10 protein-coding genes and 1 pseudogene are annotated in these 11,307 nt (G+C 69.2%); 4 read left to right on the top strand and 7 right to left on the bottom strand.

Going from position 1 to position 11,307, the window contains the following annotated elements:
- Positions 1 to 281: pseudogene (locus tag OS124_RS27660) on the top strand (heme ABC transporter ATP-binding protein); the annotation flags it as partial.
- Between the two features lie 135 nt (positions 282 to 416).
- On the top strand, positions 417 to 2,450 hold the full coding sequence (locus OS124_RS0121995) for a hybrid sensor histidine kinase/response regulator (RefSeq protein ID WP_010142180.1): 2,034 nt from the start codon (positions 417 to 419) through the stop codon (positions 2,448 to 2,450).
- Between the two features lie 3 nt (positions 2,451 to 2,453).
- Here OS124_RS0121995 and OS124_RS0121990 read toward each other — a convergent pair whose 3' ends face one another.
- From OS124_RS0121990 to OS124_RS25635, 7 genes are all read right to left on the bottom strand, one after another.
- The gene (locus OS124_RS0121990; protein WP_010142179.1) at positions 2,454 to 2,873 is read right to left on the bottom strand and encodes a response regulator; all 420 of its coding nucleotides are present in this window, start codon (positions 2,871 to 2,873) and stop codon (positions 2,454 to 2,456) included.
- A 13-nt stretch (positions 2,874 to 2,886) separates the two neighbouring features.
- A complete protein-coding gene (locus OS124_RS0121985; protein ID WP_010142178.1) occupies positions 2,887 to 4,707 on the bottom strand; it encodes a SulP family inorganic anion transporter in 1,821 nt (606 codons plus the stop codon).
- A gap of 429 nt (positions 4,708 to 5,136) precedes the next feature.
- Positions 5,137 to 6,021: an MBL fold metallo-hydrolase gene (locus OS124_RS0121980; protein ID WP_010142177.1), complete on the bottom strand. Its 885-nt coding sequence runs from the start codon at positions 6,019 to 6,021 to the stop codon at positions 5,137 to 5,139.
- A gap of 18 nt (positions 6,022 to 6,039) precedes the next feature.
- Complete coding sequence (locus OS124_RS0121975) at positions 6,040 to 6,474, bottom strand: DUF6691 family protein (RefSeq protein WP_010142176.1); 435 nt, start codon at positions 6,472 to 6,474, stop codon at positions 6,040 to 6,042.
- Between the two features lie 3 nt (positions 6,475 to 6,477).
- Complete coding sequence (locus OS124_RS0121970) at positions 6,478 to 6,909, bottom strand: YeeE/YedE family protein (protein ID WP_010142174.1); 432 nt, start codon at positions 6,907 to 6,909, stop codon at positions 6,478 to 6,480.
- Positions 6,910 to 7,111: 202 nt separating this feature from the next.
- Positions 7,112 to 7,789, bottom strand: a complete 678-nt coding sequence (locus tag OS124_RS0121965) for a Crp/Fnr family transcriptional regulator (protein ID WP_010142173.1) — start codon at positions 7,787 to 7,789, stop codon at positions 7,112 to 7,114.
- 59 nt (positions 7,790 to 7,848) lie between these two features.
- Entirely contained in the window at positions 7,849 to 8,868 is a 1,020-nt protein-coding gene (locus OS124_RS25635; protein WP_010142171.1) for an AraC family transcriptional regulator, read from the bottom strand.
- Between the two features lie 212 nt (positions 8,869 to 9,080).
- Here OS124_RS25635 and OS124_RS0121955 point away from each other — a divergent pair, with 212 nt between their 5' ends.
- On the top strand, positions 9,081 to 9,539 hold the full coding sequence (locus OS124_RS0121955) for a (2Fe-2S)-binding protein (RefSeq protein WP_029375656.1): 459 nt from the start codon (positions 9,081 to 9,083) through the stop codon (positions 9,537 to 9,539).
- A gap of 3 nt (positions 9,540 to 9,542) precedes the next feature.
- Positions 9,543 to 11,307: molybdopterin cofactor-binding domain-containing protein (locus OS124_RS0121950; protein ID WP_010142169.1), on the top strand; the 1,765-nt coding region annotated here is incomplete at its 3' end.

Here is an 11,307-nt window from a genome sequence, read left to right as displayed (position 1 = left end):
CGCTGGACATCGGCCACCAGCTGCAGGTGATGGAGATCGCCGCCCGCTTCGCCCGCGACGGCGGCGGGGTGATCGCGGTGATGCACGACCTCAACCTGACGGCGATGTATGCGGGCAAGGTGGTGCTGCTGGAAAAGGGCCGCGTGCTGGGCGCCGGTGCGCCCGGAGAGGTCCTGACAGACAGGCTTCTGTCGCGGGCCTACGGCTGTGACCTGCGCCTTGGCAAGGCCCCGGAAAACGGGCTGTTCCTGCTGCCCCAATCCGCGACCGGCAAAGCCTAAGTCGCGGGAAACCAAGGGGGGTTTTCAAAACGACCCGGCAAATTCGTTTGCCTTGGGCGGGCAGCATGCTATCGAAGAGCTGTCCGGTCGGGGCTCTGCGGCCCCGCAGCACCGGCTAGCCCAGGAGATGCCCGGTTGCCCTTCCGAAACCTGCAACGCCCTCTGAAACCCTGGGAAAAGCTCTACCTGCAGCTGAATCGGACCGGAATGCGCCGGATCCTCTGGGGGCTCGCCGTCCTGGCGGTGCTGGCAATCCCGACGCTGAGCCTTCTGGACCGCAGCACCCGCTCGCAGGGCGAAGTGGCCGCCGGCGCCCTGCCCGCCGCGCTGCAGGAACTTGAACGCTCCATCGGTTATGGCGGTTTCATTCACCACTTCAAGAATGCCGTGCTGAGGCCGGATGACCCGCGCTACCTCGACCTTGCGCTGACCAGCTACGAGAACGCTCAGCGTGCGCTGCTGCGCCTTCAGCGCCTGGCGCGCGAAATCGACCGCGAGGTCGAGGTCCGCGACCTGCGCGCCTCGCTCTCGGCCTACCGGACCATGCTGGACACCGCGCGCGACGCGCAGGAACGCGGGCTGTCGATTGCCGAAGTCGATGCCCTGGTCCGCCTGCCCGATGACGCGGCAGTGCTGAACCTGGATGGCCTTCACCGCGAGGTGCGCGCCGCGATTCTGGACTGGCAGCGCCAGGAGGTTCGCGACCAGCGGCTGCGCAGCCTGATTCTGGGGGCCCTGCTGACGCTGCTGGCGGCGATCATCACCTTCTTCCAGCTGACGTCACGGTCGGCAGAGGTCGAGAGGCGCCGCCGCGCCGAAGAACTGCACGGGCGCATGAAGACGCTGGGCGAGGTAACCTCGGGGATCGCCCATGACGTCAACAACCTGCTCGCGACGATCTTCTACGCGCTCGATCTCGCCATGTCCGAAGAGCTGCCGGAAAAGACCCGCAGCTTCCTGACCAGTGCCCGCAAGGCCGTCGAGCGCGGACAGTCGCTGACCGGGCGGCTGCTGTCCTCGACCCGGCCGCGCAGGGGCGCGCCCGAGGTGCTGCAACTGTCCGACAGCTTCCTGGACATCGAGGCCCTGGCCCGCCCGCAGCTGGCCGAAAGCGGCATAACGCTGCGCGTCGACCTGCGCCAGCCGGGGCTGGCCGCGCTCTGCGACCGGGGCATGCTGGAGGATTCGCTGCTGAACCTGGTGATCAACGCCCGCGACGCCATGCGCGATGCAGGCACCGGCAGCCAGATCCGCATCTCTGCCGGGGCGATCTCGACAAGCGAGCTGAAGCGCGGCGTCTGGTCGCTGCTGACCCGAGCCTCCCTGCCCGAAACCACGGGCCTGGATCCCAAGCGCAAGTACCTGGAAATCACCGTCGCCGATGATGGTCCCGGCATGCCGCCCGAGGTGCTGGCCCGGGCGCTGGAACCCTTCTTCACCACCAAGCCCGGCAGGGCCGGGAACGGGTTGGGCCTGTCGATGGTGCATTCCTTCGCCACCGGCGCAGAGGGCGACATGCGGATCGATTCGAGCCCTGGCAAGGGCACGGTGATCCATATCGTCCTGCCGCGCGGCAAGAGCAGCGATGCCCAGCAGGCTCAGTCAGTCCCGCCCGCCCCCGCAGCGCCGTCCCGCACGCCCGCAGGGGCCGAAGGCCGAAGGGCGGACAGCCCCTCCGCCGCCCCCGATGCAGGGGCTGACCAGCCGCCCCCCGAGACCTCATCCGCCGCGGCCCCTCCCCCGGACGCCGTTCGGCCGGGGGACGGGGAAGTCGCCGTCCCCGCCACTCCGGGTGTGCGCTCTGGCACGATCTTGCTGGCCGAGGATGAAACGCCGCTGCGCACCCTGCTGACGGCAACCCTGACCAGCGCGGGCTTCCGGGTCATCGGCGCCGAGGATGGCGCCCGGGCGCTTGAACTGCTGCGCGCCGATCCTTCTGCGGTCGACCTGATCCTGACCGATATCTCGATGCCGGGCATGGATGGCTTCAGCTTCGCCCGCGCCGCCCGCGACCTGCGCGAGGACCTGCCGGTGGTCTATCTGACCGGCTATGCGGGCCATGCCGAGAGCGACCAGAACCTTTTGGTCAAGGGACCCGTTCTGCGCAAGCCCTGCCCGCCCGCCTTGCTGTTGCGCACCCTCGATGCGGCGCTCGCGCTGAACCGCTGACGCTCAGCGCGCGGCAGGAAGCAGCTTGCCGAGCGCGTCGTGAAGCTCATCCCGGGTGACGGGCTTCTGCAGCGCCATGTCGGCACCGATCGAGACGGCCTGCTCCATGAAATACTCTTTCGTCGGCCCGTCCAGCGCGCCCGAGACCACGAGGATAGGCACATCGGCGCGTGTGGCGCAGCCCTCGGGCTTCCACAGCCTGCGGATCGAGCCGATCAGCCGCAGGCCGCCATCGGGCAGGATCTTGCCATTGTCGCGGATGAAGAGGTCCGTGATGATCAGGTCATGGGCCACGGCGGCAAGGCAGTCCATCGCCTCGCGTGCGCCGGTGCAGATGCGGACGTGGTGCCCGTCCCGGACCAGGTATTCCTGGAACAGGACGGCCTGGTCGAATTCGTCTTCCATCAGCAGGATCAAAGCCATGCGCCGCGCCCGGTTAGGTGTCTGCGGCAGTGATCTTATCCCGCGGTGCCGGTGACGCAAGGGATCCCGCGCCGCCTAGCGGGCCGCACCCTGTTGCGGCATCGCCCCCCTCTGTTGCCGCCTGAGGCGCGAGCCGGCACCAGGCGTCGTATTGCGACAGAAAGACCTCTCCGCTGAGATGCGCCAGGAAGTGGCTGGCCTTCAGGCGATCCATCACCGGCCCCTTCACCTCGCTCAGGTGCAGGCGGATGCCGCGCCGGGCCAGGGTGGCATCCAGCGACTCGAGGCTTTCCAGCGCCGAGAAGTCGATCTCGTTGACCGCCGAGCACATCAGCACCACGTGGCGCACCGGCGTGCCTTCGGTCAGGCGGTTCATCACGCAGTCCTCCAGGAAGCGGGCGTTGACGAAATAAAGGCTCTCGTCCACCCGCAGGCTGAGCACCGAGGGATCGGTCGCCACCGGGTGCCGGTCGACATTGCGGAAATGATGGGTGCCCGGCACCAGGCCGACCTCGGCCACATGCGGCTTGGAGGTCTTCAGCAGGTGCAGCAGGATCGAGATCAGCACCCCGGCCGAGACCCCGGTTTCCACGCCGAAGACCAGCGTCAGGATGATGGTCACGGCCACCGCCCAGAAGTCGCCGCGCGAATAGGCCCAGGTGCGGCGCAGGATCGAGAAATCGACCAGCCCGAGGACGGCAACGATGATCGTCGCGGCCAGGGTGGCCTTAGGCAGGAAATGCACCAGCGGGGTCAGGAAGGCTGCGGCGAAGGCCAGGCCGAGCGCGGTGAAGGCCCCGGCCGCCGGGGTCGCCGCCCCCGCGTCGTCATTGACCACCGAGCGGGCAAAGCCGCCGGTGACCGGGTAGCCACCGGTGAAGGCCGCGCCGAGGTTGGCGGCCCCGAGGCCGATCAGTTCCTGGTCGGGGTCGATACGCTGGCCCTTGCGGGCGGCGAGGGTCTGGGCGACCGAGATGCTCTCGACGAAGCCGATGATCGAGATCAGCAGTGCCGGCACGAAGAGCTGGGTCAGAAGCGCGGGCGAGACATCGGGCAGGGTGAAGGGCGGCAGCGACCGGGGCACCTCGCCGACGATGGCGACCCCGCGGTCCTGCAGGCCGAGGCCCCAGGTCAGCAGGGTGGTGACGAGCACGGCAGCCACCGGGCCCGCCTTGGCGATGACATCCGACAGGCGCGGGCCGAGGCCGGCGCGGCGCAGTGCCGGCTTCAGCCCCCGGCGCACCCAGAACAGGAAGCCGACGGCGGGCACACCGATGGCCAGGGTCACGAGGTTGGCCGAACCGAGTTGCGGCAGCAGCGTTTCCATCAGCTCGATCAGCGTGTCGCCCCCCGCCTGAACGCCGAAGAGATGCCGCAGCTGGCTGGCCGCAATCAGCAGGCCCGAGGCGGTGATGAAGCCGGCGATCACCGGGTGGGACAGGAAATTGGCCAGGAAGCCCAGGCGGAACATCCCCATGACCAGCAGGATCACGCCCGACAGGAAGGCCAGCGACAGGGCGGCGGTCGCATAGCCCATGGTGCCCTGCTGGGCCACGTCCGAAATCGCCGCCGCCGTCAGCAGCGAGACCACCGCCACCGGCCCCACGGCCAGCGAGGGCGAGGTGCCGAAGACGGTATAGAGCAGGATCGGCACGATCGAGGCATAGATCCCCGCCTCGGCCGGCAGCCCCGCCAGCAAGGCATAGGCGAGCGACTGCGGGATCAGCATGATCGTCACGATCACTGCTGCCACGAGGTCATTGGACAGCTGGTCGCGGCTGTAGCGGCGTCCCCAGTCGAGGATCGGCATCGAGTGGCGAAGGCTCTGCAACATGGCTCTCAACTTTCCGTCAGGCGCGTTCAAACAGGCGGCGCGGACCGCGCCCGTCCCCCGGGGGGCTTGCGGGATGGCGGGCGGGAGATGGGACCTCCCGCCCGCCCGCCGCAGCCAGCGGGACAGGCCGGCGGCGACATCCCGGGGGCGGCAGGCTGGCGCCACCCCCGGACGGGATCTTCTTGCGGGCCGGGTCGGCACCCCCGCGGGCGCGCCCTCTGATCAGGCCCGCGCCGCAAGGAGCCCGACGGATCTGCGGCGACGCCCTCGGGAACCGGGCCGTCCCCCCCCCGGCTGCCATGCCGGGGGAGGCTTGGGGCAGTGGGAAAATGATCCCGGAGGTTCTGCCCCCGCCGGGACCAGGCCCGGCCCCTCCGGGCCACTGGCAAAAGCGGGCCACCGGTCATGGTCGGGTGACCGTCCCGGCGGTCACAGACCGTTGACGGGCACCTTGAGGAAGGTCTTGCCGTCCTCGTCCTTCGGCGGCAGCTCTCCGCCGCGCATGTTCACCTGCAGCGAGGGGATGATCAGGCGCGGCATGGCCAGCTGGGCATCGCGCTCGGTGCGGAACTTGACGAACTCCTCCTTCGTCTTGCCCGCGCCGACATGGATGTTGTGCGCCTTCTCCTCGGCCACCGTGGTTTCCCAGGCGATGTCACGGCCATTGGGGCCATAGTCGTGGCACATGAAGAGGCGTGTCTCGTCCGGCAGGGCCAGCACCTTCTGGATGCTGTCGTAGAGCTGTCCGGCATCGCCGCCGGGGAAGTCCGCCCGGGCCGAGCCGCCATCGGGCATGAACAGCGTGTCGCCGACGAAGGCCGCATTGCCCATGACATGGGTCATGCAGGCCGGCGTATGGCCGGGGGTGTGGATCGCCAGGCATTCCATGCCGCCCACCCGGTAGGTATCGCCATCGTCGAAGAGCCGGTCGAACTGGCTGCCGTCGCGCTGGAACTCGGTACCCTCGTTGAAGATCTTGCCGAAGGTTTCCTGCACCTGCGTGATGTTGCGCCCGATGCCCAGCTTGCCGCCCAGCTTGCCCTGGATATAGGGCGCGGCCGAGAGGTGGTCGGCGTGGACATGGGTCTCGATCAGCCATTCCAGCGTCAGGCCGCTGCCCTTGACGAAGCCGATCAGCTCATCCGCCGCATGGTAGCTGATCCGCCCGGCCGCATAGTCGATGTCCATCACGCTGTCGACGATGGCGCAGCTTTGCGAGTTCGGGTCCTTGACCACGTAGGAGATCGTGTTGGTGGCCTCGTCGAAGAAACCGGTGACCTCTGGGATCACCTCGGGGTGGGTCGGGTAGGTCATGGCCTCTCCTTTCCGGTATCAGGTGGCGCGCAGACGGGTCTGCATCAGGGTGCGGGTCAGCCGGGCCAGCAGCAGGCCCGCGATGAAGGCGGCGACGAACATCACGACCTCGCCGCGGCCGGTGCCGAGGGCGGGCAGCGCCCCGCCGGGGCAGAAGCCCGCGACGCCCCAGCCCAGGCCGAAGGTCAGCGAGCCCAGCACCAGCGGGCGGTCGATGCGCCGCGTGTCGGGCAGCTGGAAGCCCTGTTCGAACAGCGGCCCGGGGCGGCCCAGCACAAGGCGGTAGCCCGGCACGGCAACCAGCAGCGCGCCGCCCATGACAAAGGCCAGCGAGGGATCCCATGTGCCCGCGATGTCGAAGAAGTTCAACACTTTGGCGGGATTGGCCATGCCGGCGATCAGGATGCCGGTGCCGAACAGCAGGCCGATGAGGAAGGCGGTCAGAAGGCGCATGACTCAGGCTCCAATCAGGTGGCGCATGACGTAGACGCTGAGGAAGGCGCCGGCCATGAAAGTCAGTGTGGCGGTGATCGAGCGGCGCGAGAAGCGGGCGTTGCCACAGATCCCGTGCCCCGAGGTGCAGCCGCCGCCGAAGAAGACGCCGAAGCCGACGATGGTGCCGCCGATCAGGATCGCGGGGGTCGAAACCGGCACCTGGATCTGCGGCATCTGGCCGGTCAGCACCAGCAGCAGCGTGGGCGCGGCGACCATGCCTGCCAGCAGTGCGGCGCGCAGCAGCCAGTCGTTGCGGTCGCCGGGTCGCAGCAGTCCGGCCACGATGCCCGTGGCGCCGAAGATACGGCCATGCAGGGCCATCAGCAGGGTGGCGGCCAGCCCGACCATCATGCCCCCGAGGGCAGAGGTCAGCGGAGTGAATTCGGTGATCATCGGTGCGTCTCCCCGTCGGGAAGAGCGAAGGCAGTGCGGGTCATGGTCGCTCCGGTCATCTGAGGGCGTATCCCGGGGAGGGCCCGGGAATCATCTGACCCCTTTATGGCATGATCCCCTCGCCAGACTTGGTGACATGGTCACAAAGCGATCCGCTTTCGCCTGACCGCGGATCCGGGCCCTTGCGCGGAAAGGGAATTCCTCAGCCCGCCCCCGCCGAACGCGCCAGCCTCTCGAGGCCCGCCCGGCCGCTCAGCCGCACTTCGCCGCGCGACAGCTCGACCCAGCCGCGGCGCTGGAACTCGGCAAGGGTGCGCGAGATGACCTCGCGCGCCGTGCCCAGCTCATTGGCAAGGTGCTGGTGCGTGGCATGGACCACGTCGCCCGAGGCCAGGTCGAGCAGCCGGGCGGCCAGGCGCACATCCATGCGCTGGAAGACGATGTCGTCGATCAGGGTGAACAGGTCCGTCAGCCGTCGCGAATAGGCGCGGAAGACGAACTGGCGAAACAGCGGCGAGCGCCCGACAAGGTCGTCGAAGGTGCGGCGCGGAATGGCCACGGCGCGGATGTCGCTCTCGGCGATGCCATCGGCGGCGTAGTCCTCGAAGGCCAGCATGCAGGCAGTGGTCAACACGCAGCTGTCACCCGCATGCACCCGGTAAAGAAAGACCTCGCGGCCGGTCTCGGATTTCTGCTGCACCCGGACCGTGCCGGCCAGCAGGAGCAGCAGGTTATCCGCCGATTGCCCGGGAGAGAAGACGACGTCGCCCGCCTTCATCTCGACAATGCGAGAGCCCGCGACCAGCTCATCCTTCAGATCCTCGGGAAGCTGGTTCAGCCCCTCGAATTTCCCGATCCAATCCGTCGCCGTGACCGCCATGCCGCCCTCACCTTCGCCGTTCCCGACCTAAGTGACATTCCCGGGGCGGCATTTCCAGTCTATCCCGTCGCCCCGGCCAGCAGCGCCTCGCGTGCCTGCGCCGGGGTCTTGCCGGTCCAGCCATGGAAGGCGCGGTAGAACGAGTTCGGGTCACGGTAGGCCAGCAGGTAGGAAATCTGCTCGGTCGTCAGGTCCCCCCGGGCCAGGTAGGTCTGGGCCAACTCGACCCGGACGCGGTCCAGCTCGGTCTGGAAGGAGGTCGCCTCGGCCTTCAGCCGCCGTTGCAGTGACCGCTCGGACAGCCCCAGTCGGCTGGCGGCCCCGGCCACGGAGACCTGGCCGCCGGGCAGCATGTCCACCAGCACGTCCCGCAGGCGTTCGGCGGTCGAGGGCCCGTCCTGCCGGGCCAGGCTGGCGGCCAGACGGGCGTGCAGCTCGGCTTGCACCAGCCGCCAGAAGGCCGTGTCCTCGGAGATCAGCGGGCGCTGTGCGTCTTCTTGCGAGAAGACGACACGGCAGGCCGGGCCACGGCGCGGTGTGCAGCCGAAGTATGCCAGCAGCGGCGCGCTGAAATGTCCGGGGTCGGGCACGGCGATTTCCAGCGGGGTGATCTCCTGCCCGGTGAAGACCCGTGCCCAGGATATCAGGAAGACCGCCTCCATCGCTGCCAGGGTCGAGGGCAGTGCCAGTCCAGGCTCGCTGGAGCGGCAGACCACCGTGAGCCGCCCGCCCGACAGGCTGCTGTCCAGCCGGAACGGGCCGATCAAAGGCTTGAACAGGGCGACCCTCTCCAGCCCGACCTGGATATTGGGCGAGCAGGAAAAGGCCAGCAGCGTCGGGTTGAAGGGCCCCCGCGCCGCCTCGCGCGCGGCCAGCAACATGGCCTCGACACTGTCGGCCTCGGCCTCGAGCGCATGCCAGAGGCGGAAGTACCCCCGGATATCGACCGGCTCTTCCGGGCCCTGGAAGAATTCAGGCGTCAGCCCCGCCCGGCTGAGGACCCGCGCCTCGGAGACCTTCAGCAGCGCACAGGCCTGCCGGATGGCCACCCGGACGGGATACTTTCGGACATGGCTCATGAAATGCCCCCTTGTTCTGGCTGGGATGATGCCGCGATCTTGCCGCCGCACCTTGCCCGTACGGCCCGGGCAGCGCCATGCTTTGCAAGGAGGATGGCGGCTTCGGTGTGAAGTTTGGCGTCATCGGCGAGTGTTTCTTGCCTGTTATCTGCTAGATTGATCGGGACTGAAGGCGTGCTCCGCGACGCAGATAGGGAGGGTGAGCGATGAAGATAGAATTCTCCGTGAACGGCGCGGCGCACAGCGTCGAGGTGCCCGAAGAGATGCCTCTGCTCTGGATCCTGCGCGACAGGCTGGGGCTGACCGGCACCAAGTACGGCTGCGGCATCGCCCAGTGCGGCGCCTGCACCGTGCATCTGGACGGCCAGGCCGTGCGCGCCTGCCAAGTGCAGGCGCAAGAGCTTCAGGGCGCCGAGGTGCTGACGATCGAGGGCCTGGGCACGCCCGAGGCGCTGCACGCGGTGCAGGCCGCCTGGGTCGAGCACCAGGTGGCGCAATGCGGCTACTGCCAGTCCGGCCAGATCATGCAGGCCGCCGCCCTGCTCGACCTGACGCCCAGCCCGACGGATGCGCAGATCGACGCCGCCATGTCCGGCAACCTCTGCCGCTGCGGCACCTACCCGCGCATCCGCGCCGCGGTTCACGCCGCGGCCAGCAAGCTCGGGGGCTGATCCATGTCGCGTCTGACCCGCATCACCCGCCGCGCCTTCATCCTCGGATCCGCCACCGTCACCGGCGGGCTGGCCTTCGGGGTCTACATGCTGAACCGCACGCCCGAGAACCCGCTGGAGGCCGATCTCGGCCCCGGAGACGTCAGCTTCAACGCCTGGATCCGCATTGCCGAGGGCCGCATCACCCTGGTGGCCCCGCATACCGACCTGGGTCAGGGGATCCGCCACATGCAGGCGGCGCTGATCGCCGAGGAACTGGACATCGACCTCGACCAGCCTGAGCTGGTGATCGAGACCGGCCCGCCCGCCGCCGCCTATGCCAACCGGGCCATGGCCGAGGAGGGCCTGCCCTTCATGACCCAGGACATGACCCCAATGGCCGAGATCTCGCGCGATCTCGCCGGGCGGCTTCTGGGGGCGCTCGGGCTGCAGGGCACCGGTGGCTCGACCTCGGTGCCCGACAGCTACGACAAGCTGCGCCAGGCCGGGGCCATGGCGCGCGAGACGCTGAAGCTGGCGGCGGCGCGGCGCAGTGGCCTTGACCCGCGCGACCTGCGCACTGCAGGCGGCGCGGTGCTGCTGCCTGACGGCACGGCCCTGCCCTACGTCGATCTGGCCGCCGAGGCCGCCAGGGTCCCGCCCGTGCACGAGGTGGCCCTGCGCGATCCCTCCCGCTGGCGCCTTCTGGGCAAGCCGATGCAGCGTCTGGATATCCTGGCCAAGTCCACCGGCACGCTGGCCTATGGCATCGACCTCTCGCTGCCCGGGATGGTCCATGCCACCGTGAAGCTGAACCCGCGCCCCGGTGGCCTTTTGCAGGACCATGACGACAGCGCCGCGCTGGCCGTGCCGGGGGTCAGCCGGGTGTTGCCGGTCACCGGCGGCCTGGCCGTCATCGCCGGGGACACCTGGGCCGCCTTCCGCGGCGCCGCGGCGCTGGACTGCACCTGGGGTCCGGCCCCCTTCCCCGCCGAACAGGCCGCCCACTGGCAGGCCCTGGGCGAGGCCCTGGACGCCGCGCCCGAAAAGGTCTGGCGCGAAGAAGGCACCCTCAGCGCGACAGGCGAGGTCATGGAATACCGCGCGCCTTACCTTGCCCATGCGCCGCTGGAGCCCATCGGGGCGCTGATCCATGTCACCGAGGCGCGCTGCGACATCTGGGTGGCGCATCAGTTCCCGGGCATGGCGGTGCAGAAGCTGGCCGCGATCACAGGCCTGCCGCGCGAGGCGGTGCATCTGCACAACCAGTATGCCGGAGGCTCCTTCGGGCACCGGCTGGAGTTCGAGAACATCACCCGCGCCGCAGAGATCGGCACGGCGCTGCGCGGCACCCCGGTCAAGCTGACCTATTCGCGCGAAGAGGACATGGCCCATGACTTCCCGCGCCAGATCGCCATGGCGCGGGCGCGGGGCCGGGTTGAGGGCGGGCGCGTCGCGGCGCTGGATCTCGCCATCGCCGCGCCCTCGGTCATCGCCTCGCAGTTCTCGCGGGCGGGCTACGGCGCGGCAGGGCCGGACAGCCAGATCGTCTCGGGCGCCTGGTCGATGCCCTATGCCATCCCGGACCTGCGCGTCGCGGGCCACCGCGCGCCGGAGCTGGCCCCGGTCAGTTCGTGGCGCTCGGTCGGGGCGTCTCACGCCGGCTTCTTCGCCGAAGGCGCGCTGGACGAGCTGATCCACGCGGCAGGTGCCGACCCGCTTGAGGAACGCATCCGCCTCTGCACCTACGCCCCCGCGCGGGCCTGTCTTGAAGCGGTCGGAGAGATGT

It is taken from the genome of Oceanicola sp. S124 (genome assembly GCF_000220565.1).
Lineage (GTDB): Bacteria > Pseudomonadota > Alphaproteobacteria > Rhodobacterales > Rhodobacteraceae > Pseudooceanicola.
The sequence above is the reverse complement of the archived record's forward strand: the minus strand, read 5'-3'. Positions and strand labels throughout refer to the sequence as shown.

What these genes read in the sequence shown, in the direction of transcription:
- OS124_RS0121975 (WP_010142176.1), bottom strand. Translation starts at nt 6,474, where the DNA reads ATGCGCCTTCTGACCGCCTTCCTCATCGGCCTGCTGTTCGGCACCGGC.
- OS124_RS25635 (WP_010142171.1), bottom strand. Translation starts at nt 8,868, where the DNA reads ATGAGCCATGTCCGAAAGTATCCCGTCCGGGTGGCCATCCGGCAGGCC.
- OS124_RS0121990 (WP_010142179.1), bottom strand. Translation starts at nt 2,873, where the DNA reads ATGGCTTTGATCCTGCTGATGGAAGACGAATTCGACCAGGCCGTCCTG.
- OS124_RS0121980 (WP_010142177.1), bottom strand. Translation starts at nt 6,021, where the DNA reads ATGACCTACCCGACCCACCCCGAGGTGATCCCAGAGGTCACCGGTTTC.
- OS124_RS0121985 (WP_010142178.1), bottom strand. Translation starts at nt 4,707, where the DNA reads ATGTTGCAGAGCCTTCGCCACTCGATGCCGATCCTCGACTGGGGACGC.
- OS124_RS0121965 (WP_010142173.1), bottom strand. Translation starts at nt 7,789, where the DNA reads ATGGCGGTCACGGCGACGGATTGGATCGGGAAATTCGAGGGGCTGAAC.
- OS124_RS0121970 (WP_010142174.1), bottom strand. Translation starts at nt 6,909, where the DNA reads ATGATCACCGAATTCACTCCGCTGACCTCTGCCCTCGGGGGCATGATG.